Raw genomic sequence first — 23587 nt, forward strand, 5'->3', positions numbered from 1 at the left:
ACGGTCGAAATAGCTTACCTTGACAAGCGATAAGTACTACACCAAAAATGCACAACTTCTTGAATATAAATGATGGCACTTTAAGATCATCACGCATCTATAAGGCCATTACCTTCAAGGAACATGCGAAGTTTCATCCGAAACTTGCGTGTGAACTGCCCGACTTCTTCAGCGGGCGATAGGGAGATCGATCCAAGTGGATGTGCCTTTGCTGCTCGCCGCCGTATCCGCGACCTCGCCGTGCGGTGAAGATTTGGAATATGACGCGGATTTCTTGCGCCTGGAACGCGATTCCCGGGGCCAGCCCGAACGCAGCATGGGCGATTCGATTTTGCCTGCCGAACCGCCTGAGTGGCGCAGCATCCAGCAGCAAAGCCTGGACCTGCTGCAACGCAGCAAAGACCTGCGCATCACCCATTTCCTGTTGCAAAGCTCCTTGGCCCTTGAAGGCATTCCGGGCCTGGCCCGTGTGCTGACGCTGATCAGCGAATTGCTCAAGCAATACTGGGCCGAGCTGCACCCGCGCCTGGACGCCGATGACGACAACGACCCCACCGTGCGCATCAATGCCCTCGCGGGCCTGACGTCCGATGTCACCATTCGCCTGCTGCGCGAAAGCATCCTGGCCCGTTCCCGGACCTTCGGCGCCGTCAGGCTGCGCGCCGCCGCCAATGCCAGCGGCCTGCAAAGTTTCCCGGATGAAAACCTCGGCGCCGAACAACTCGCCGGGGCCTTGCTCGACAGCGATCCCGAGCAGTTGGAGATCACCCGTGCCGCCCTGCTGGAAGCCCGCAGCGCCGCCGAAGCCATCGAGCAGCAGGTCAGCGACCAGGTCGGTTCTGCCCAGGGCGTGGACCTTGGCCCGTTGAAGCAACCGCTCAAGATGGCCTTGCAGATTCTCGGTCAGTTCGCCCCACAGAGTGGCGACAGCGCCCTGTCCGATCCCGTCAGCGACGACAGCGCCGCGACAGCTGAATATGCCAGCGCACCAAGCGCACCGCGCAACACCGGCACCAGCACCGTCAGCGGTGAAATCAACAACCGCGACGACGTGCTGCGCAGCCTGGACCGGATTCTTGCTTACTACACCCGTCATGAGCCCTCCAGCCCGCTGCCGGTGCTGTTGAACCGGGCCAAGAATCTGGTGCACGCCGACTTTGCGGCCATCGTGCGCAATCTGATTCCCGACGGCATGAGTCAATTTGAAAACCTGCGCGGCCCAGACAGCGAATAAAAAGCGAACGGATCACGCAGTCACGTCACCGGTACCCCCGATGACGCCAACACCGTCGCTCAAGCGACCAGGAGCAGCAACGTGGCGAAGCAAAGTTCTCAGAAATTCATCGCGCGCAACCGCGCGCCTCGAGTGCAGATCGAGTACGACGTCGAGCTCTACGGCGCCGAGAAAAAGGTCCAGTTGCCCTTCGTCATGGGGGTAATGGCCGACCTCGCCGGCAAGCCCGCCGAGCCTCTGGCACCTGTGGCCGATCGCAAGTTCCTAGAAGTCGACGTCGATAACTTCGACTCGCGCCTCAAGGCCATGCAACCGCGCGTGGCGTTCCATGTGCCCAACGAACTGACCGGCGAAGGCAATCTGAGCCTGGACCTGACCTTCGAAAGCATGGACGACTTCAGCCCGGCAGCCGTAGCCCGCAAGGTCGACTCGCTGAACAAATTGCTCGAAGCGCGCACCCAGCTGGCCAACCTGCTGACCTACATGGACGGCAAGACTGGCGCCGAAGAAATCATCATGAAGGCGATCAAGGACCCAGCGCTGTTGCAAGCCCTGGCGAGCGCGCCGAAGCCAGCACAGGATCAATGACATGACTGACAATACCGCCCGCGAAGGCGCTCAGAACCTGGGTGCCACCCAAGAAACCAGCGAATTCGCGTCCCTGCTGCTGCAAGAATTCAAGCCCAAGACCGAGCGCGCCCGCGAAGCCGTCGAGACCGCCGTGCGGACCCTGGCCGAACAGGCCCTGGCGCAGACTGACCTGGTGTCCAACGACGCCATCAAGTCGATCGAATCGATCATCGCCGCCATCGACGCCAAGCTCACCGCCCAGGTCAACCAGGTCATTCACCACCCCGACTTCCAGCAACTGGAAAGCGCCTGGCGTGGCCTGCACTACCTGGTCAACAACACCGAGAGCGATGAGCAGCTCAAGATCCGCGTGCTCAACATCTCCAAGACCGACCTGCACAAGACCCTGAAGAAATTCAAGGGCACCGCGTGGGACCAGAGCCCGATCTTCAAGAAGATGTACGAAGAAGAATACGGCCAGTTCGGCGGCGAACCTTACGGTTGCCTGGTGGGCGACTACTACTTCGACCAGTCGCCACCGGATGTCGAACTGCTGGGCGAACTGTCGAAAGTTTGCGCGGCCATGCACTCGCCGTTCATCGCCGCGGCATCGCCGACCGTGATGGGCATGGGCTCGTGGCAGGAACTGTCGAACCCACGCGACCTGACCAAAATCTTCACCACTCCGGAATACGCCGGCTGGCGTTCGCTGCGTGAATCGGAAGACTCGCGCTACATCGGCCTGACCATGCCGCGCTTCCTGGCGCGCCTGCCGTACGGCGCCAAGACCGACCCGGTGGAAGCCTTCGCCTTCGAAGAAAATACCGACGGCGCCGACAGCTCCAAGTACACCTGGGCCAACGCCGCTTACGCAATGGCAGTGAACATCAACCGTTCGTTCAAACACTTCGGCTGGTGCTCGCGCATCCGTGGCGTTGAATCTGGCGGTGAAGTGGAAAACCTGCCGGCCCACACGTTCCCGACCGACGACGGTGGCGTGGACATGAAGTGCCCGACCGAAATCGCCATCTCGGACCGCCGTGAAGCGGAACTGGCGAAGAACGGTTTCATGCCGCTGCTGCACAAGAAAAACACCGACTTCGCGGCCTTCATCGGCGCCCAGTCGTTGCAGAAACCGGCCGAGTACGACGACCCGGACGCCACCGCCAACGCCAACCTGGCCGCGCGCCTGCCGTACCTGTTCGCCACCTGCCGTTTCGCCCATTACCTGAAGTGCATCGTGCGCGACAAGATCGGTTCCTTCAAAGAGAAGGACGAGATGCAGCGCTGGTTGCAGGACTGGATCCTCAACTACGTCGACGGTGATCCGGCGCACTCCACCGAGACCACCAAGGCCCAGCACCCACTGGCAGCGGCCGAAGTGATCGTCGAAGAAGTCGAAGGCAACCCGGGGTACTACAACTCCAAGTTCTACCTGCGTCCGCACTATCAGCTCGAAGGACTGACCGTGTCGCTGCGCCTGGTATCGAAACTGCCTTCGACCAAGGGCGCATAAAGGTTTACAGAACGGTGCAAGGCCCATGTGGGAGCGAGCAAGCTCGCTCCCACAGGGAATCTTCAGTGGGTCGGAGATCATCGGGGCCGTTCGGCACACGTAATTTCGCAAGGTCAGCGTCAACCAAACAATGTGGTTAGAAACCACACAGGGAGAAAACATGGCTGTTGATATTTTCATCAAGATCGGCGACATCAAGGGCGAGTCCATGGACAAAGCCCACAAGGACGAGATCGATGTCCTGAACTGGAGCTGGGGCATGTCCCAGTCCGGCAACATGCACGTGGGCAGTGGCGGTGGTGCGGGCAAGGTGAACGTGCAGGACCTGTCGCTGACCAAGTACGTCGACAAGGCTTCGCCAAACCTGATGATGCACTGCGCAAGCGGCAAGCACATCGACAAGGTCAAGCTGACCGTGCGCAAGGCCGGCGGTGAAAGCCAGGTCGAGTACATGATCATCAACCTGGAAGAAGTGCTGGTTACCTCCCTGAGCACCGGCGGCTCGGGCAGCGATGACCGCCTGACCGAAAACGTCACCCTGAACTTCGCCAAGGTGCTGGTGGACTATCAGCCGCAGAAAGCCGACGGCACCAAGGAAGGCGGTCCGGTCAAGTTCGGCTGGAACATCCGTCAGAACGTCAAGGTGTAATCAAAAATGCCCCCGGTGCCACGCGCCGGGGGTGTTTGGTGCTTGCTCGAATCCAATTCTTTCCCACGTGGTATCTGAGTCATGGCCAAGCCTTCGTTTGTCAATTTGTGGAACAGCTATCCGCCCTACCCCTCCGCCAGTCCGGCGTGCGACGGTCCCTATATCAACCAGTGCGCTATTCGTATGAGCATCGCCTTGTGCGGAGAAAAGACCTTACCGGTCAACTCTTCGACTTATACGCTGGATCCCAAATGCGCCCATGGACATGCCCGTGGCGCGGAATCATTGGCCAACTGGCTATGGAAGAAGAACCGCCTCGGCGCGCCGAAGGTCTACACCACCAGCGTGGCAGACCGCACAACACTGATGGGCAAGACCGGAATCATCTTCTTCAAAGACTGCTACCAACAGAATAGCGACACTGCCGGCCGACCTACTGGCGATCACATCGACCTGTGGAACCGTGGCCTGACCAAGAGCGGTGATCTGTTCTCAAGATCCAAGGCCATCTGGTTCTGGGAGCTTTCGTGATGCGCAGCCCTTTGTTTCTTTCGGCGCTGGCGGCAAGCCTCGTCAGTCTAAGCGCGTGCGCCGGGCAGGAAACAGTCGCTCCGCCAGCCCCAACTCAAGCAGTTTTCGTCGGACATCCGGTGAGCCTGATCGACGTTCAAGGTCGCTGTACCCTCGTTAAACCTGACCAGAGCCACCTGACGCTCGATATGGAATGGCCTTGCCAGTTCAGCCTGGGTCCGGACAAGCAACTGCGTGTGGAGACGTTCAACCAAGTGCCGATTTTCTTGGTCGAACGCAGCGAACACATGCCCGCTCCCAGCCGCGATTGCTTGACCAAAATTCAAGCAGTACGCCTGGTCAAGAAAACATTGGAGGTCTCGGATGTGAGCCAGTTCGCCTCCTGCGGTCCTGGCCAATGGGATCAAAAAATGTATACGGCGCTCTTTCGGTGGTAACCGAAATCGCCACCCGCGATCGCCTGCAACCGTCCCTGCTGGACCGGTTGACCGACGACGACCCGACCAATCCCAAGGAAAGCGCCGACAAGCGCGTGCTCTCCCTGACCCAATTGAAAGCCTCGGTGCTGCGTGACTTGGCGTGGTTGCTCAATACCACCTCATTGCTCAGCGCCGATGCCACGCTGCATACCCCGGCGGGCACCTCGGTGGTGAATTTCGGGCTGCCGGCACTGGCCGGTAACAGCGCGTCGAACGTCGATGTCTCGGCCCTGGAAACCTTGATCCACCAGGCCATTGCCACCTTCGAACCGCGCATCCTGCGCCACACTTTGCGGGTGCGAGCCCGGGCGACGGCCGAGATGAACCACAATGCGTTGAGTTTCGAGATCGAAGGCGATCTGTGGGCCCAGCCCGTGCCGCTGCGCCTGATGCTGCAAACCGACCTGGACCTGGAGTCCGGGCATGTGCGGGTGGTTAACGCCGACCAGCGGAGGCGCCCATGAACCCGCGCCTGCTGGAGCTGTACAACCAGGAACTGCACCACGTGCGCGAAAGCGCGGCGGAGTTCGCCAAGGAATACCCGAAGATCGCCAGTCGGCTGACGTTGTCCGGGATGGACTGCGCCGACCCATACGTCGAGCGTTTGCTCGAAGGCTTCGCCTACCTGACGGCGCGGGTGCAACTCAAGCTGGATGCCGAATACCCGACCTTCACCCACAACCTGCTGGAAATCGCCTACCCGCATTACCTGGCGCCGACACCGTCGATGACCGTGGTGCAGATGCAGGCCGATCCCGATGAAGGCTCGCTGAGCAGCGGCTTCCCGTTGCCTCGGGACACGGTCCTGCGCGCGGCCCTGGGGCGCGAAACCCAGACCTGCTGCGAGTATCGCACCGCCCACGCGGTGACGTTGTGGCCGCTGCAGGTCAGTCACGCCGAGTACTTCGGCAACCCGTCCGCCGTGCTCGGGCGCCTGGCCGCCAGCGAACCGAAGGCCAAGGCCGGACTGCGCATCACACTGCGTACCGGCGCCGAGCTGCCGTTCAACAGCCTGACCCTGGACAACCTGCCGCTGTACCTCAGCGGCGCCGACGAGCAGCCGTTCCGCCTCTACGAACAACTGCTGGGCAACGCCTGCGCAGTGTTCGCCCGCAAGCCTGGCGGTAATTGGGTGGAACGCCTGCCGCAAGACGCGCTGCGCTCACGTGGCTTCGATGATGCCGACGCCGCGCTGCCTGTAGTGCCGCGGGCCTTCCAGGGCTACCGCCTGTTGCAGGAATACTTCGCCCTGCCCCACCGTTTCCTGTTTGTCGACTTCACTCAACTGAGCCGGGCGGTCAAGCGCTGCGACGGCCAGGAGCTGGAGCTGATCGTGCTGTTCGACCGTCATGACCCAAGCCTGGAAGGCAGCGTCGGTGCTTCGCAGTTCCTGCCGTTCTGCACTCCGGCGATCAACCTGTTCCCCAAGCGCCTGGATCGCATCCACCTGTCGGAGCGGGTCAACGAACACCACGTGATCGCCGACCGCACCCGGCCGATGGACTTCGAAGTGCATTCGCTGACCGGCCTCACCGGCCATGGCACCGGGCCGGAACAGCCGTTCCTGCCGTTCTACGCCGTGCGCGATCCGTCCCGCTACGGGCGCGATCAGGCCTACTACACCGTACGCCGTGAGCCGCGCGTGTTGTCCAGCGACCAGCGTCGCAACGGCCCGCGCTCGACCTACATCGGCAGCGAAACCTTCGTCAGCCTGGTGGACAGCCAGCAAGCACCCTATCGCCACGACTTGCGCCAACTGGGCGTGACGGCGTTGTGCACCAACCGCGACCTGCCGCTGTTCATGAGCGTGGGCAGCGGCAAGACCGACTTCACCCTGGCCGACAGTGCGCCAGTCGGCGCGGTGCGCTGTGTCGCCGGCCCGAGTCGTCCAAGGGCCAGCCATGCCCACGACGCCAAGGCCTGGCGACTGATCAGCCAGCTGTCGCTGAACTATTTGTCCCTCAGCGAGCAAGGCCAGGGCGCCGCTGCCCTGCGGGAACTGCTGCGCCTGTACGGCGACAGCAACGACGCGGCGTTGCAATTGCAAATCGAAGGCCTGCGCGAAGTCAGCAGCAAAGCCTGCACCCGCCGCTTGCCGATGCCCGGCCCGATCGTGTTTGGTCGTGGCCTGGAGATCACCCTGGAATTTGATGAAAACGCGTTTCGCGGCACCGGGGTGTTCCTGCTCGGCGCCGTGTTCGAGCGCTTCCTGGCACGCTACGTGTCGATCAACAGTTTTACCGAGACGGTGATCCGTACCACCGAACGCGGCGAGATCATGCGATGGAAAGCCAAGCCCGGACGTCGTCCGACCCTGTGAGTACCCTGGAGGCGATGCACCAGGAACCCTGGGAATACGACTTCTTCCAGGCGTTGCGGCGCATCGAGTGCGAATCCCCCGAGCTGCCGCGCCTGGGCCATTCCTTGCGCCTGGCCGATGACCCGCTGCGCCTAGGACAACAGGCCGAATGCACCTTTGCCCCGGCGACCCTGGCTTCGGTGCAACCGGGCATCGACGGCGCGCCGGCACGCCTGGAGCAGTTCTTCTTCGGCCTCGGTGGCCCCAACGGCCCGATGCCGCTGCACATCACCGAATACGTACGCGAACGCCAGCGCAACAACGCCGACAGCACCAGCAAGCGCTTCCTCGATGTGTTCCATCATCGCCTGCTCAGCCTGTTTTACCGGGCCTGGGCCGAAGCGCGGCCAACGATCAGCCATGACCGTCCGGACGATGACTACTGGTCCGCGCGCCTGGCCGCCCTCAGCGGCCGGGGCATGCCGAGCCTGCTCAAGCAAGGGCTGATCCCCGACACGGCGAAGCTGCACTACAGCGGCCACTTGGCGGCACAAACCCGCTACCCGGACGGCTTGAAGGCCATTCTCAGCGAGTACTTCGGCCTGCCGGTGGAGATCGAAGAATACGTCGGTCAATGGCTGGAGCTGCCGGAACGCAGCCGCGTCGGTGTCAACGCCCAACTGGGTGTGGACTTCTGCCTGGGCCGCTACGTGTGGGATCGCCAGCACAAATTCCGCATTCGCCTGGGGCCGCTCAAGCTCGTTGACTACATGGGCATGCTGCCCGGCAGCCAACCGTTCAACGAGCTGGTGGCCTGGGTCGCCGAATACCTGGGCCATGAACTGGACTGGGACCTGAACCTGGTTCTGGAGCAGCCCGAAGTCCCGGCGCTACAACTCAACGGTCGTTTCCGCCTGGGGTTCAACACCTGGCTGGGACGTCCCGAAACAGATGCCAACGATTTAATACTGGCCCGGCATTACGCCGAACAGGCCAACACCTCACAGACCTCAAGGAGCCATGAGCATGGGTGAAATCAGTCGCGCCGCGTTGTTCGGCAAACTCAACAGCGTGGCCTACAAAGCCATCGAAGCCGCCACCGTATTCTGCAAGTTGCGCGGTAACCCTTACGTGGAACTGGCCCACTGGTTTCACCAGTTGCTGCAACTGCAGGACTCGGACCTGCACCGCATCATCCGCCAGTTCAATATCGAGCCGGCGCGCCTGGCGCGCGATCTGACCGAAGCGCTGGACCGTTTGCCACGGGGTTCGACGTCCATCACCGATTTGTCGTCCCACGTGGAAGAAGCCGTGGAACGCGGCTGGGTCTACGGCAGCCTGATGTTCGGCGAAAGCCAGGTGCGCACCGGTTACCTGGTGCTGGGCATTCTCAAGACCCCAAGCCTGCGCCATGCGTTGCTGGGCCTGTCGTCGGAGTTCGACAAGGTCAAGGTCGAAGCCCTGAGCGAGCGCTTTGACGAATACGTCGGCGACTCGCCGGAAAACGCCCTGACCGCCAGCGACGGTTTCAACGCCGGTGCCGTGCCCGGCGAAGCCAGCGGCGCCATGGCCCCCAGCGCCATGGGCAAGCAGGAAGCCCTCAAGCGCTTCACCGTCGACCTCACCGAACAAGCCCGCAGCGGCAAGCTCGACCCGATCGTCGGCCGTGATGAGGAGATCCGCCAACTGGTGGACATCCTCATGCGCCGTCGGCAGAACAACCCGATCCTCACCGGTGAAGCCGGGGTGGGTAAAACCGCCGTGGTCGAAGGCTTTGCCCTGCGCATCGTCGCCGGTGACGTACCGCCGGCCCTCAAGGATGTGGAACTGCGCAGCCTCGACGTTGGCCTGTTGCAGGCCGGCGCGAGCATGAAAGGCGAGTTCGAACAGCGCCTGCGCCAGGTCATCGAAGACGTCCAGGCCTCGCCCAAACCGATCATCCTGTTCATCGACGAAGCCCACACCCTGGTGGGTGCCGGTGGCGCCGCCGGCACCGGTGACGCGGCCAACCTGCTCAAACCAGCCCTGGCCCGCGGCACCTTGCGCACCGTGGCTGCTACCACCTGGGCCGAGTACAAGAAGCACATCGAAAAAGACCCGGCCCTGACCCGTCGTTTCCAAGTGGTGCAAGTGGCCGAACCGTCAGAAGACAAGGCGCTGCTGATGATGCGCGGCGTGGCCTCGACTATGGAAAAACACCACCAGGTGCAGATCCTCGACGAAGCCCTGGAAGCCTCGGTCAAGTTGTCCCATCGCTACATCCCCGCGCGCCAGTTGCCGGACAAATCCGTCAGCCTGCTGGACACCGCCTGCGCCCGTGTCGCCATCAGCCTGCACGCCGTGCCGGCCGAAGTGGACGACAGCCGTCGGCGCATCGAAGCGCTGGAAACCGAGCTGCAAATCATCGCCCGCGAGCACGCCATCGGCATCGCCATCGGCAGCCGCCAGACCCAGAGCGAGAACCTGCTGAGCGCCGAGCGCGAACGCCTGGCCGAGCTGGAAGGCCGCTGGGCCGAAGAGAAAACCCTGGTGGACGAACTGCTCGCCACCCGCGCCACCCTGCGCGAGCGCGTCGGCGTGGTGGACAGCGAGGATGGCAGCGAGACCAGCCACGAACTGCGCGAGAAGCTGGTGGACCTGCAACAGCGCCTGACCGCCCTGCAAGGCGAAACCCCGCTGATCCTGCCGACCGTGGACTACCAGGCCGTGGCCTCGGTGGTCGCCGACTGGACCGGCATCCCGGTGGGCCGCATGGCTCGCAACGAACTGGAAACCGTGCTCAACCTCGACCAGCACCTGAAAAAACGCATCATCGGCCAGGACCACGCCCTGCAGATGATCGCCAAGCGCATCCAGACCTCCCGCGCCGGCCTCGACAACCCAAGCAAGCCGATTGGCGTGTTCATGCTCGCCGGCACCTCCGGCGTGGGCAAGACCGAAACCGCCCTGGCCCTGGCCGAAGCCATGTACGGCGGCGAGCAGAACGTCATCACCATCAACATGAGCGAGTTCCAGGAAGCCCACACAGTGTCCACCCTCAAGGGCGCGCCACCGGGCTACATTGGCTATGGCGAAGGCGGCGTGTTGACCGAGGCCGTGCGGCGCAAACCGTACAGCGTGGTGCTGCTGGACGAGGTGGAAAAAGCCCACCCGGACGTGCATGAAATCTTCTTCCAGGTGTTCGACAAAGGCGTGATGGAGGACGGCGAAGGTCGGGTGATCGACTTCAAGAACACCTTGATCCTGCTGACCACCAACGCCGGCACCGAGCTGATTGCCCAGGTCTGCAAAGACCCGCAGAACGTGCCCGAGCCAGAAGAAATCGCCAAGGCCCTGCGCCAGCCGCTGCTGGAAATTTTCCCGCCGGCCCTGCTCGGCCGTCTGGTGACGATCCCGTACTATCCGCTCAGCGACGAGATGCTCAAGGCCATCACCCGCCTGCAACTCAACCGCATCAAGAAGCGCGTGGAGAGCACCCACAAAGTGGCGTTCGACTACGACGACGCGGTGATCGACCTGATCGTCTCGCGTTGCACCGAAACCGAAAGCGGCGGCCGCATGATCGACACCATCCTGACCAACAGCCTGCTGCCGGACATGAGCCGCGAGTTCCTGACCCGCATGCTCGAAGGCAAGGCACTGGCCGGGGTGCGGATCAGCGCCGTGGATAACGAATTGCAGTACGATTTCAGCGACGCGGCTTGATCTGAGCAACACGGCCAATCATGTGGGAGCGGGCTTGCTCGCGAATGCAATTTGTCAGCGACGTTGATGGCGACTGACACACCGCATTCGCGAGCAAGCCCGCTCCCACATTCGATCCGGTTCCTACAGAAAGAAAGTGGCGAGACCACCACAACGTTTATGGGATAACCGATGTTATTCAACCAAGCCTCGCGCCTGGCCAAGATCACCAGCCCCCTTGGGCCCGAGGTCCTGTTGCTCAAGGACATGGGCGGCGGTGAAGAGCTGGGGCGGCTGTTCAACTACGAGTTGCAGCTGCACTCGCTGGACAACGCCATCGACCTCAACCAGTTGCTCGGCAAGCCGATGTGCGTGAGCCTGCAACTCGATGGCGGTGGCGAGCGCTACTTCCATGGCATCGTCGCCCGTTGCAGCCAGAACGTCGACCAGGGCCAGTTCGCCAGCTACCAGGCGACGTTGCGTCCGTGGCTGTGGCTGCTGACCCGCACCTCCGATTGCCGGATTTTCCAGAACCTGACCATCCCGCAGATCATCAAGCAGGTGTTCCGCGACCTGGGCTTTTCCGATTTCGAAGACGCCTTGAGCCGACCTTATCGCGAGTGGGAATACTGCGTGCAGTATCGCGAGACCAGTTTCGATTTCGTCAGCCGCTTGATGGAACAGGAAGGCATCTATTACTTCTTCCGCCATGAGCAGGGCCGGCATGTGCTGGTGCTGGCCGACGCCTATGGCGCCCACACCACGGCTCCGGGCTACGGGTCAGTACCCTACTACCCCAAGAATGAACAACAGCGCGAACGTGACCACATTCACGACTGGCACCTGGCCCAGGAAGTCCAGCCCGGTTCGCTGGAGCTCAACGACTACGACTTCCAGCGCCCCAGCGCACGCATCGACGTACGCTCGGCCATGCCCCGCCCGCACACCGCCGGCGACTACCCGCTGTATGACTACCCCGGCACCTACGTGCAGAGCCAGGACGGCGAACACTACGCCCGCACTCGCATCGAAGCCTTGCAGACCCTGCACGAACAAGTGGAACTGGCCGGCAACGCCCGAGGCCTGGGTTCGGGGCATTTGTTCAGCCTCACCGGCTTCAGCCGCCAGGACCAGAACCGCGAATACCTGATCGTCGGCGCCCGCTATTACATTTCCCAGGAAAGCGGCGAAACCAGCGGTGGCGCGCCGTCGGCCCAGTTCGAAAGCAGCCTGACCTGCATCGACGCCCAGCAAAGCTATCGCCCCCTGGCGACCACCCACCGGCCTATCGTCAAAGGTCCGCAGACCGCGTTGGTGGTCGGCCCGAAAGGCGAGGAAATCTGGACCGACCAGTTTGGCCGGGTGAAGGTGCATTTCTATTGGGACAGGCACGACCAGTCCAACGAAAACAGCTCGTGCTGGATTCGCGTGTCGCAGGCTTGGGCCGGCAAAAACTGGGGCTCGATGCAGATCCCACGCATTGGCCAGGAGGTGATCGTCAGCTTCCTTGAGGGGGATCCCGATAGGCCTATCGTCACCGGTCGTGTCTATAACGCGGAACAGACCGTACCGTATGCATTACCTGCCAATGCCACTCAAAGCGGCACCAAAAGCCGCTCCAGCAAGGGCGGTACGCCAGCGAATTTCAACGAAATCCGCATGGAAGATAAAAAAGGCGCCGAACAGCTGTACATCCACGCCGAGCGCAACCAGGACATCGCCGTGGAAGTGGATGAAAGTCACTGGGTTGGCCGCGATCGTCGCAAGAATATCGACCGCAACGAAATCGTACGGATTGGCGAAGACCGCCTGCGCGCCGTGCAGCGCAACGATACTCTGCTCGTCGGCGGAACCAAGAGCGACAGCATCAGTACCCAATACCTCGTGGAGGCGGGTTCGCAGATTCGACTGGTCTGTGGCAAAAGCGTGCTGGAGTTCAATGCCAGTGGCGAGATCAACATCTCGGGCACCGCGTTCAACATCTACGCCAGCGGCAATGGCAACATCGACACCGGCGGCCGTTTGGACCTCAACTCTGGAGGCGCCAGCGAAGTGGATGCCAAGGGCAAGGGCATCAAGGGTGTGATTGATGCGGCGGTAAAAGCGTTATTCCCGGCAAAAGCCAAACGCTGAGGCTCACGGCCGGAACATCCGTGGCGAAGGAGCTTGCTCCCTCGCCACGGGTTCATCGTTACCAGACCTTTCGACAATCAGATGGCCGTACCGCGATTCGCTCCCGGCGGGACAATCAACAGCTCGTCCAGCTCGCGCCTTCTGCAACGGGCCACAAACGGCAGCGCGGCATCCGGGTCACGCCTGAACAGCTCAAAGGTTGCCCGGTCGATTGCATAGTATTCCTCATAATCGACCATGCCGTTGCTAACCGGTATGGAGACGTAGCATCGACCCGAGTCCTGTTCGGTCCCCACGCAGAACCTATGGTCGCGGTGGACCAAGGCATCTTGAAATTTCACTCGTTTGTAAGCCGGTATTGACCGGGCTGCGTCCACGCGACTCGCAAATACTTGCCGCTCAGCAGTTGCTCGTCACGAAGATATTCGAAAACTTCGGAGGGGCACCATTCCTTGCCCGCCGAAAAGGCCACGCCCAATGAACGGAGCTCATCGAATACCCCAGCCTTCTGCTTGTTGTCCGCGACCTGCAAAACGTAGACATCTTTCTCTGCCGCATTGGAAAACCCGATCGCGCGCAGGGACGAATCCAACGCGTTATCGATGACTTGAACACGAATCACGTCGCCGTCCGCTTTTTCCACGTACGCCTTCAGCCCATCATTAATCACTGACAAATACCTCGGTTAAAGTGGTAATACCGTCCGCATCCTTGGTAGGAATCGATTCGACAACCATTTCTGGAGCGCCTCCTGGCAAATGTTTGCCTGGCCCCAGGAAATATTGATTCCCTTCCATCGGACTTCTGGGCATGCGCCCTGCGACATCATCGACCTGCCTGATCTTGAATCCACCTTTAAGCGCATCTTTTTCCAAACCAAAGGCGCGTTCCAGTTCCGCAGCTTTTTTACCACTGATGGTCATCTTGGAACGACCCGAAATGTTCCCGATAACGTCGGTGATGCCTTTCTTATCAGAAACAAAAGTACCGGCCCGGCCAATCGTCGGGTATGCGTCCCACGCCGTCGGGCTAATGTTGAACCCTCGATTGTCCTTGAGCATCTGTTCTTGTCGCTGACGAGCCAAGATCGTCCGCTCGGCCGCCGTCATGGGCTTACGTGCCAGCTTCGGCCCGGCACCGAGCAGGGCCATCCCTGCCACGCCCTGAAACAAGTCCCGATAACCGGGGCCGAGACGATCGCCCAAATCGCCCAGCAGTTCCATGCCGGCATACAGCGCACCACCGACAGCCAAAGCGCCGAAGAAAGCGGCGGCGCCGGCAAAAGCCGCAAGCAACAAGGCTCCGCCCGCCGCCAACAACCCCAACACTTCCAACCCAGTGTGCATCCAGCCTTCGAGATCCAGGACAAACGCCACCGACACCGTCGGCCCACCGATAAACGTATTGGGGCTGCCGCTCTTGATGTGCGCACCGCAGACCATCTTGCTGTGCAGGCGCGCGGCCGGTTTGCCATTGATGAATACCGTGGCGCTGCCTTCGGCGATCAGCACCGGAAAGGGCCATATCGGGTGATTCATTGGCAGCCCGGTGCAGGAAGACGCAGTGTCTTCGCCCGCCCTCATGGCATTGCGGTCGTTGATGTAGACGTTGAAGCTGCCCATTATCAACGCCCCCGTGGTGGGCTCGGGCAGGTTGAAGATGGTGGAGAGCCCCTTGACGATCTGGAACATCGACAAGCCGCCAGCGGCAATCGAGCCCGCCATGATGGCCAGCGCCACGCCACCGGTGGCGACTGTCGCGGCAACGACCGCAGCGCCGATCAAGGCACCGGCCACGGCACCGGCGACCATCGCGGCCAACCCGAACCCGTGGGCTATTTCGTCACCCAGACGTGCTGCTGCCTGTGCATCCATCGCGCGCATCTACCTTACTGATGTGTATGACTGCTCAGAGGGACGTATCGATGCTCAGACAATCGGAGGCTGTGGCTTGAACGAATGCATCGCCAGCTTCCAGGCAGGCTCGTGATAAGCGAAATCATTCGGTGTAGTGGTCAAGGTAGTGATCAGCACAGCGGGCTTACGCTCGATGAACACCTGGCGCAGCATCAGTTCACGCCCCTCGCGTTGCCAGGTGTAATCCAGCAACGTGGTGGTGTGCCCTTGCAGCACGGTGTCCCAGCGCTGAACCAGCTTGAAGCCCGGCAGTTGCTGCTCCGCGCTTTTGAGTTGGCGGTCCACGTACTCGGCAAAGGGAGCGTCGCCTTGAGTCGCATCGCGGCTGATCACGAAACTGGCTTCTTTAGCAGGACCGACTGCCGGCAGCTTGAAAATATTGATGCTCTGATCCTGCCAGGTATCGGGGATTTCGAGATCGGCTTCTTGAATGCGGTAAGAGGTCACAGTAATCGCTTTCCATGGACGTGAGGTGACGCACGAAGGAGCGAATATTCAAGTAATGCCTGGGAACAATCAAGAACCGGGTTCCTCTGCCCCAAGTAACGAACTACATTATGCGATCAACGTCACTACTCTGGCGATTTCATGCCTGTGCACGAGCGGTCAAAGGGCGCGATCGCTTGATCTTCAACGTCAAAAACCGGCAATCTTGCGCAGCGTCAAATGGACTGCGGCAGCGATAAGGACAACCGATGTTATTCAACCAAGCCTCACGCCTGGCCAAGATCACCAGCCCCCTTGGGCCCGAGGTCCTGTTGCTCAAGGACATGGGCGGCGGCGAAGAACTTGGGCGGCTGTTCAACTACGAGTTGCAGCTGCATTCGCTGGACAACGCCATCGACCTCAACCAGTTGCTCGGCAAGCCGATGTGCGTGAGCCTGCAACTCGATGGCGGTGGCGAGCGCTACTTCCATGGCATCGTCGCCCGTTGCAGCCAGAACATCGACCAGGGCCAGTTCGCCAGCTACCAGGCGACGTTGCGTCCGTGGTTCTGGCTACTGACCCGTACTTCCGATTGCCGGATCTTCCAGAACCTGACCATCCCGCAGATCATCAAGCAGGTGTTCCGCGACCTGGGGTTTTCCGATTTCGAAGACGCCTTGAGCCACGCCTATCGCGAGTGGGAATACTGCGTGCAGTATCGCGAAACCAGCTTCGACTTCGTCAGCCGCCTGATGGAACAGGAAGGGATCTACTACTTCTTCCGCCATGAGCAGGGCCGGCATGTGCTGGTGCTGGCCGACGCCTATGGCGCCCACACCACGGCTCCGGGCTATGGATCGGTGCCTTACTACCCGAAGAACGAACAGCAGCGCGAGCGTGACCACATTCACGACTGGCACCTGGCCCAGGAAGTCCAGCCCGGTTCGCTGGAGCTCAATGACTACGACTTCCAGCGCCCCAGCGCACGCATCGACGTACGCTCGGCCATGCCCCGCCCGCACACCGCCGGTGACTACCCGCTGTATGACTACCCCGGCACCTACGTGCAGAGCCAGGACGGCGAACACTACGCTCGAACTCGCATCGAAGCCTTGCAGACGTTGCACGAACAGGTCGAGTTATCGGGTAACGCCCGGGGCCTGGGCTCAGGTCATCTGTTCAGCCTCACCGGCTTCAGCCGCCAGGACCAGAACCGCGAATACCTGATCGTCGGCGCCCGCTATTACATTTCCCAGGAAAGCGGTGAAACCAGCGGCGGCGCACCGTCGGCCCAGTTCGAAAGCAGCCTGACCTGCATCGACGCCCAGCAAAGCTATCGCCCCCTGGCGACCACCCACCGGCCTATCGTCAAAGGCCCGCAAACTGCATTGGTGGTCGGCCCCAAAGGCGAGGAAATCTGGACCGACCAGTTTGGCCGGGTGAAGGTGCATTTCTATTGGGACCGGCACGACCAGTCCAACGAAAACAGCTCATGCTGGATTCGCGTGTCGCAATCCTGGGCCGGGAAAAACTGGGGCTCGATGCAGATCCCACGCATTGGCCAGGAAGTGATCGTCAGCTTTCTCGAAGGTGACCCGGACCGGCCCATCATCACCGGTCGCGTCTACAACGCCGAACAGACCGTGCCCTATGACTTGCCGGCAAACGCCACCCAGAGCGGCATGAAAAGCCGTTCGAGCAAGGGCGGCACGCCGGCGAACTTCAACGAAATCCGCATGGAAGACAAAAAAGGCGCCGAGCAGTTGTACATCCATGCCGAGCGCAACCAGGACATCGTGGTCGAGGTGGATGAAAGCCACTCGGTGGGCCACGACCGCAACAAGAGCATCGGCCACAATGAGACGGTGACCATTGGCAACAACCGCCTGCGCATCGTCAAGCAGGAGGACATCCTGTCGGTAGGCCAGCGCAAGACCGACAGCATCAGCCAGAGCTACGTCATCGAAGTGGGCGAGAACCTGCGCCTGGTGTGCGGTGAAAGCATCCTGGAGCTCAACGCCAGCGGCCAGATCAACCTGACCGGCGTACAAATCAGCTTCTACGCCAGCGGCGACGCCGAGTTCAACACCGGCGGCGTGCTGCACCTGAACAACGGCGGCGGCCCCGGCGCCACACCGGACGGCCAGGGCGTCAAAGGCAGCATCGATGCCAACATCAGCGCCGCGTTCCCCAAGGGCTAACTTCGAGATTTATGCGCCATGACTTACCGCCTCAATGAATTCCAGTTCCAGCTGCCACCCAGCGAATTGCTGGACGCCACGATCAACATCCTCAAGTTCCCCGAGCTGGGCACGTCCTTGATCGTCAGTCGCAGCTTGCTGGCCGAGGGCGAAACCCTGCAAAGCAACCTCGACGACCAGCTCAAGCGCCTGGAGAAACAAGTCCAGGACCTGCGCTGCCAACCGGGTGCCACCGTGCGCGTGGGCGCCAATCAGGAAGTCGAAGCCATCGAACTGCGCAGCCAGTTCAACAAGGGCAATGAAAAGGTCTTCCAGTTTCAGCTGGCCCTGGTGCTGCCCGGCACCCGCAAAATGCTTGCCCTGAGCTACGTGAAAGCCGAGAAACTGGGCGATGCCGAAGCGGCGCATTGGGCGACGATCAAGGGTTCCCTGGTGTTCGACGCTCCGGCCTGACAGCCACCGCACACCTGTGTGGGAGCGGGCTTGCTCGCGAAAGCGGCGGGTCAGCTTGCATCAAAGAAACTGAAACTCATCAAACGCCTGAGAATGGCGCTAATGAGCATGCCGTAACCAACAAGGACCTCGGTGCGAATGCAAGGTATCCCATCGCTTAAACGCTCCTCCAGCATGAGCCCCTGCCATGTCTGACGCGCTCTGGGCGGCCCGCCTCGGCGATGCACTGAACCACACCTCAATGATGGCCGACATCCTCGGCGGCGTGCTGGAGGTGGCGGCGAACATCGCGATCACCGCCCTGGCAACCGCTGCCGTGGTCGCGGCCACCGGCATCACCGTGGTCACCGGTGGCCTGGGTTGCTTCGTCCTCGGCCTGGTGGTCGGCACCATCGTCGGCCTGGCCATGAGCAAGACCGGGGCCGACAAAGGGCTGAGCAATATATGCGAGGGCATCGGCAACGCGCTCTTTCCGCCCACGGTGCAGGCAAACATCCTCACCGGCTCCACCAACACCCTCACCAACAACATCCCCGCAGCCCGCGCCGCCGGGGCGATTGAATCCCATGTCGCGCCAGCCGGCACCGAGCTTGAGGCCCCTGAGCCAGAAGCCGAGCCCAGCTACCTGGACATGGCCGGGAACTTCTTCTCGCAGATGTGGCGCCCCACCGTCGCCATGCCCGCGCCCGGCGCGGTGCCAAAGCCGGAAGACCTGGTCATCTGCACCAAGCACCCGCCCATGCCGCCGCAGTTCATGGCCGAAGGTTCGGACAAGGTCACCATCAACGGCCAACCCGCCGTGCGCAGCGGCGATCGCAGCACCTGCGATGCGACGGTGGTGTCGGCCGGTTTGATTTCCCCTGACGTGACCATTGGCGGCGGTTCGGTGGTGGTGCGCGAGATCCGCAGCGGCAAGACCCCGGGCGTCGGGTTGGCGGTCACGGCGCTGTTGATGCTCAAGGGCGGCAAGGGCAAATTCTTCAGCAAACTGCCGTGCATGCTGGTGGGCGGCGCGGTGTCCATGGCCGCCAGCAGCGCGGCGAACGCGGCCGCCAACGCCGCCATGGGCTCGTCGAACCCGGTGCATGCCGCCACCGGCGCCAAGGTGCTGGGCGGCGATGAAGAATTGGATTTCGTGTTGCCGGGCATCCTGCCGCTCGACTGGCAACGCGTGTACAACAGCCGCGACGAGCGCCGCGACAGCGTGTTCGGCGCCGGGTGGAGCGTGGCCTACGAGGTGCAAGTCGAAATCCACCCCCATCTGGACGGCGGCGAAACCCTGGTTTACACCGACGAGCAGGGCCGCCCGATCGACATGGGCTTCATCCCGTTGGGCGGTGCGGTGTTCAGTGCTGGCGAAGGCCTCGCCGTACGGCGCCATGTCAATGGGCAGTTGCTGATTGAAAGCGACGATGGCCTGTATCGCTTGTTCGAACCCGCCCCGGCCAACCCATCGCTATTGCGCTTGAACCAACTCGGCGACCGCAACGACAACCGCGTCTACCTCGACTACGACGACAACGGACGTCTGGTGCGACTGCGCGACACCTTCGATCTGGTGCAGGTCGAGCTGATCCGCGAACACGAACGTGTCACCCGGATAGAACGCCTCTACCCCGACCAATGCCGCGAGGTACTCGTCAGCTACGCCTACGATGCCGCGAACAACCTGAGCGAAGTGCGCGACGCCAGCGGCCAAGTGCAACGGCGCTTCAGCTACGACGCCGGGCGGCGAATGGTGGAGCACCAGTTGCCCAGCGGCCTGCGTTGTTTCTACGAATGGGCGTTGATCGAAGATCAGGAATGGCGCGTGGTCCGGCACTGGACCGACGAGGGCGATGCCTATCAGTTCGACTACGACCTCAAGACCGGCACCACCCGCATCAGCGACAGCTTGCAGCGCGTCAGCACCCGGCAGTGGAACAACCAGCACCAGATCACCCGGTTCACCGACAACCTCGGCCAGACCTGGCTGTTCGAGTGGAACGACGAGCGCCAGATGCTCAGCGCCACCGATCCACAAGGCGGCCAGTACCAATTCAGCTACGACGAAGCCGGCAACCTGATCAGCGAAACCGACCCGTTGGGCCGCAGCGAGTCCACCGTCTGGCTCGAACACTGGGCCCTGCCGCTGGTGGACATCGACGCCGCCGGCAACGGCTGGAAATACCGCTACGATCAACGCGGCAACTGCATCGCCGAAACCGATCCACTGGGCCACGTCACCCGCTACCGCTACGACGCCCACGGCCAGGTGGTGGAAATCATCGACGCCACCGGCAAGAGCAAAAAACTGCGCTGGAACCCGTTCGGGCAACTGGTGGAGCATGTGGATTGTTCGGGTTACCCGACGCGCTTCAGCTACGACCCGCGGGGCTACCTGCAAACCATCACCGACGCCCTCGGCGAGCGCACCCACTTCAGCTACGACGCCCAAGGGCGCCTGCTCAGCAGCCGGTTGCCGGATGGCCGCACCGAACAGTACCAGCGCGACATCGCCGGCCAGTTGACCGGCTACACCGACCCGGCCGGGCACACCACACACTACCAACACAACCGCCGCGGCCAGGTGCGCCAACGCACTGACGCCCAGGGCCGCCAAGTGCAATTTGCATACGACAGCTACGGGCGGCTGCAAGCGCTGGTCAATGAGAATGGCGAGAGTTATCGGTTTGCCTGGGATGCTGGGGATCGCTTGACCGAACAGCAAGACCTGAACGGCAGCGCCAAGCGCTACACCTACGACCGGCTCGACAATGTCACGGCGGTGACGGCGATGCCAGCGCCGCACGGTACAGGCCTGGCCGTCATCCCCGAAACGCCCCCAACGCCCATCGTCCACCGCCTGGAACGCGACGCCGTGGGCCGGCTGATCACCAAAACCACTGACGATGGTCGCACCGAATACACCTACGACCCGCTGGACCAGCTCACCGCCGTCACCTCCACCGACCTGCAGGGCAACGCGCAAACCCTGGGCTTCGCCTACGATGCCAGCGGCCAATTACTCGCCGAGCACAGCGCCACCGGCAGCCTGCAACACCACTATGACGAACTCGGCAACCGGATCCAGACCCAACTGCCCGATGGTCGCTGGGTCAATCGCCTGTACTACGGCAGCGGCCACCTGCACCAGATCAACCTCGACGGCCAGGTCATCAGCGACTTTGAACGCGACCGCCTGCACCGCGAAGTGCTGCGCACCCAAGGCCAGGTCAGCACCCGCAGCGAATACGACCGCAGCGGTCGCCTGCGCGCACGGCAACGCCGCCACAGCAGCCAACCTTCGTTGCTGCCGGCGGCGGTGCAAAAACACTTCGAGTACGACCCCGCCGATAACCTCATCGGCAAACTCGACCAGCAACCCGCCGCACAACACCGCCAGTTGCTGCACTACGACACCACCGGCCGCATCCTCGCCAGCCAGGACAGCCTGCACGGCCAACGCGAAACCTTCGCCTACGACGCCGCCGCCAACCTGCTGGACGGCCCACAACCCGGCGCCGGGCTGGTGCTGCACAACAAACTCCTGACCTACCAGGACAAGCGCTACCGCTACGACGCCTTCGGCCGGATGATCGAAAAACGCAGCACCGCTCGCGGCCTGCAACGCTTCGCCTACGACGCCGAAAGCCGCTTGATTGAAGTGCGCAATGACAACGGCAGCGTGGTCAAAATGGCCTACGACCCGCTGGGCCGGCGTATCGGAAAAACCGAACACGACAGCCACGGCTACCCGCTGGGCGAAACCCACTTCACCTGGGACGGCCTGCGCCTGTTGCAGGAACACCGTCACCAGCAAACCAGCCTGTACCTCTACGAAGACGACAGCTACGCCCCCCTGGCCCGCGTCGACGGCAGCGGCCCGCTGCAAAAAATCCGCTACTACCACAACGACCTCAACGGCCTGCCGGAACAACTCACCGAAGCCGACGGCCACAACGTTTGGCAAGCCACGTATCGGGTGTGGGGCAACACCCTGGAAGAGGTGCGCGAGCCGTATTACATCGAGGAACAGAACCTGCGGTTCCAGGGGCAGTACCTGGACCGGGAAACGGGGCTGCATTTCAATACATTCAGGTTTTATGACCCGGATGTGGGCCGGTTTACCACGCCGGATCCGATTGGGTTGGCGGGGGGAATTAATTTCTACGCTTATGCGCCGAATCCCGCAGGGTATGCCGACCCACTAGGACTAAGCTGTACCTCAGCCAAAGGCTTTGCCAGAAAAAATACGATAACCAAACGATGGACTGGAAAACTAACTGGGAAAAAACCTGCTGACGTCGATGGTTACCTGACATCGCGAGGATGGACCAAAACCTACCCACAAGCCGGAAGACCGGATGCGATTCAGCACGTCCAGTATGTGCGCAGTACAAAATCCGGAGCCACCTACAAGCTTGACTATCATCCAGGCGGCAGCCCTACCCAGCCCAACATCCATGGAAATGATTACTGGAAGGTTTATAAAGTCAATAAATCCGGTGAAGATGTTGTATTTGGCAGGATTGGACATGGTAACTTTAAAAACTATGACCTTATAAAAGACTCCCCGGTTTACGTAAACGGCACGTTAATGAATGGTGGAATTTAAATGATTGATTTTGCAGCCGACATAAAATCCAAACATTCAATTGCGAACATTTTATTGCACGACAACATCTCGACCTACATGAACGAACTCTATGAACATCATAAAGTCGAGATAAAAAACTACACGCTACCTGACGGTGAAACAAGAACAGCGTACATCATCGATAGTACGCTGACCCTCTCGACCCTACCTGACGGAACAATTTTCTCAATAGGTTGCAACGCGCGATATAAAGGGCTTTACCAAAACACACTTTCCGCAGGTATGCCTTTTGATCAGATAAAAAAGCTGACCGAACGCCAGCGCATATTTAATGGCGTCATAATCCTCAATGAAGATTTCGGCCTCTGCTATGTCCTGCCAGCACCTTATGACGAGATAGCTGACAGCCTCGAAAACATACCACCGACGCTAATACTGGATGAAATCTACGTTTCGGACTTTTCTTCCTGGCTTCATAAACCTCAATAACACAAACCATCAAACTATCCGTCTGAATGCCACCTAGAAAGAAGCACAACCTGTACACCACAACAAGCACAAGGCCAAATACAACAACGATTATCTACCCCGTAATGCGACCAAGTCTTGAGCATCGTGCCCGACTCCGGCCTGGAAGCACTGCACCCTCCGACAAGCGCCAGAACGGGGAAAAGAGAGATGAAAATCTTGAAATGCATACGCCTCCGTGGGACATGACGGGGGTTTTTGAACAAAAACGCAAATGGGCACATTGCACTCATGGCCCTGCCCCTTGACGTTTATGTATGTGATACCGCTGTTCTCCGGAATCACCTGTAAGAACTAACAGGTCCTGCACCCTGAAAAGACGAAAAAATGGTCCATGGCGCAAATCCCTTGTGGCGAAGCGACCAAAGCACGCCTTGCGTCGGGTTTGT

The 23587-nt window shown here is 61.1% G+C and carries 19 protein-coding genes; 15 read left to right on the forward strand and 4 right to left on the reverse strand.

Annotation, left to right across the window (positions count from 1 at the left end; translation table 11 throughout):
* Window positions 1–196 precede the first annotated feature (196 nt).
* From tssA to EPZ47_RS29220, 11 genes are all read left to right on the forward strand, one after another.
* On the forward strand, window positions 197–1234 hold the full coding sequence (tssA, locus tag EPZ47_RS29170) for a type VI secretion system protein TssA (RefSeq protein ID WP_135847805.1): 1038 nt from the start codon (window positions 197–199) through the stop codon (window positions 1232–1234).
* An 81-nt stretch (window positions 1235–1315) separates the two neighbouring features.
* Window positions 1316–1822 carry a type VI secretion system contractile sheath small subunit gene (gene tssB, locus EPZ47_RS29175; protein WP_135847806.1) on the forward strand — a complete coding sequence of 169 codons (507 nt, stop codon included), beginning with the start codon at window positions 1316–1318 and terminating at the stop codon, window positions 1820–1822.
* 1 nt (window position 1823) lies between these two features.
* Entirely contained in the window at window positions 1824–3320 is a 1497-nt protein-coding gene (gene tssC, locus EPZ47_RS29180; RefSeq protein WP_135847807.1) for a type VI secretion system contractile sheath large subunit, read from the forward strand.
* A 160-nt stretch (window positions 3321–3480) separates the two neighbouring features.
* Entirely contained in the window at window positions 3481–3969 is a 489-nt protein-coding gene (locus tag EPZ47_RS29185) for an Hcp family type VI secretion system effector (protein WP_135847808.1), read from the forward strand.
* An 81-nt stretch (window positions 3970–4050) separates the two neighbouring features.
* Entirely contained in the window at window positions 4051–4500 is a 450-nt protein-coding gene (locus EPZ47_RS29190; RefSeq protein WP_135847809.1) for a type VI secretion system amidase effector protein Tae4, read from the forward strand.
* Entirely contained in the window at window positions 4500–4937 is a 438-nt protein-coding gene (locus tag EPZ47_RS29195; RefSeq protein ID WP_135847810.1) for a hypothetical protein, read from the forward strand. Before EPZ47_RS29190 ends, EPZ47_RS29195 begins: the two co-directional genes overlap by 1 nt.
* On the forward strand, window positions 4931–5443 hold the full coding sequence (tssE, locus tag EPZ47_RS29200) for a type VI secretion system baseplate subunit TssE (protein WP_135847811.1): 513 nt from the start codon (window positions 4931–4933) through the stop codon (window positions 5441–5443). The genes EPZ47_RS29195 and tssE overlap by 7 nt, the downstream gene beginning before the upstream one ends.
* Entirely contained in the window at window positions 5440–7299 is a 1860-nt protein-coding gene (tssF, locus tag EPZ47_RS29205; protein WP_135847812.1) for a type VI secretion system baseplate subunit TssF, read from the forward strand. Before tssE ends, tssF begins: the two co-directional genes overlap by 4 nt.
* Window positions 7263–8312: a type VI secretion system baseplate subunit TssG gene (gene tssG / locus EPZ47_RS29210; RefSeq protein WP_135847813.1), complete on the forward strand. Its 1050-nt coding sequence runs from the start codon at window positions 7263–7265 to the stop codon at window positions 8310–8312. Before tssF ends, tssG begins: the two co-directional genes overlap by 37 nt.
* The gene (gene tssH, locus EPZ47_RS29215) at window positions 8305–10983 is read left to right on the forward strand and encodes a type VI secretion system ATPase TssH (protein WP_135847814.1); all 2679 of its coding nucleotides are present in this window, start codon (window positions 8305–8307) and stop codon (window positions 10981–10983) included. The genes tssG and tssH overlap by 8 nt, the downstream gene beginning before the upstream one ends.
* 171 nt (window positions 10984–11154) lie before the next feature.
* Window positions 11155–13095 carry a type VI secretion system Vgr family protein gene (locus EPZ47_RS29220; RefSeq protein WP_135847815.1) on the forward strand — a complete coding sequence of 647 codons (1941 nt, stop codon included), beginning with the start codon at window positions 11155–11157 and terminating at the stop codon, window positions 13093–13095.
* 77 nt (window positions 13096–13172) lie between these two features.
* Here the strand turns inward: EPZ47_RS29220 and EPZ47_RS29225 are convergent, their stop codons facing one another.
* The 4 genes from EPZ47_RS29225 to EPZ47_RS29240 are packed head-to-tail and all read right to left on the reverse strand — an operon-like array spanning window position 13173 to window position 15458.
* Window positions 13173–13436 carry a hypothetical protein gene (locus EPZ47_RS29225; protein WP_135847816.1) on the reverse strand — a complete coding sequence of 88 codons (264 nt, stop codon included), beginning with the start codon at window positions 13434–13436 and terminating at the stop codon, window positions 13173–13175.
* A complete protein-coding gene (locus tag EPZ47_RS29230) occupies window positions 13433–13738 on the reverse strand; it encodes a hypothetical protein (RefSeq protein ID WP_238346694.1) in 306 nt (101 codons plus the stop codon). The genes EPZ47_RS29225 and EPZ47_RS29230 overlap by 4 nt, the downstream gene beginning before the upstream one ends.
* Window positions 13739–13757: 19 nt before the next feature.
* Window positions 13758–14969: a PAAR domain-containing protein gene (locus EPZ47_RS30645; RefSeq protein ID WP_135848084.1), complete on the reverse strand. Its 1212-nt coding sequence runs from the start codon at window positions 14967–14969 to the stop codon at window positions 13758–13760.
* Between the two features lie 54 nt (window positions 14970–15023).
* Window positions 15024–15458 (reverse strand): DUF1795 domain-containing protein, encoded by a 435-nt coding sequence (locus EPZ47_RS29240; protein ID WP_135847818.1) that lies wholly within the window; start codon window positions 15456–15458, stop codon window positions 15024–15026.
* 248 nt (window positions 15459–15706) lie between these two features.
* On the opposite strand from EPZ47_RS29240, the gene EPZ47_RS29245 reads away from it, so the two are divergent.
* The 4 genes from EPZ47_RS29245 (at window position 15707) to EPZ47_RS29260 (ending at window position 23159) form a co-directional block, all read left to right on the forward strand.
* Window positions 15707–17638: a type VI secretion system Vgr family protein gene (locus EPZ47_RS29245; RefSeq protein WP_135847819.1), complete on the forward strand. Its 1932-nt coding sequence runs from the start codon at window positions 15707–15709 to the stop codon at window positions 17636–17638.
* An 18-nt stretch (window positions 17639–17656) separates the two neighbouring features.
* Window positions 17657–18091 carry a DcrB-related protein gene (locus EPZ47_RS29250; protein ID WP_135847820.1) on the forward strand — a complete coding sequence of 145 codons (435 nt, stop codon included), beginning with the start codon at window positions 17657–17659 and terminating at the stop codon, window positions 18089–18091.
* Between the two features lie 187 nt (window positions 18092–18278).
* Entirely contained in the window at window positions 18279–22688 is a 4410-nt protein-coding gene (locus EPZ47_RS29255) for an RHS repeat-associated core domain-containing protein (RefSeq protein ID WP_238346697.1), read from the forward strand.
* A complete protein-coding gene (locus EPZ47_RS29260; RefSeq protein WP_135847821.1) occupies window positions 22689–23159 on the forward strand; it encodes a hypothetical protein in 471 nt (156 codons plus the stop codon). It abuts the gene before it with no gap.
* Window positions 23160–23587 lie beyond the last annotated feature (428 nt).

The organism is Pseudomonas viciae, from assembly GCF_004786035.1.
In the GTDB taxonomy this organism is placed as follows: domain Bacteria; phylum Pseudomonadota; class Gammaproteobacteria; order Pseudomonadales; family Pseudomonadaceae; genus Aquipseudomonas; species Aquipseudomonas viciae.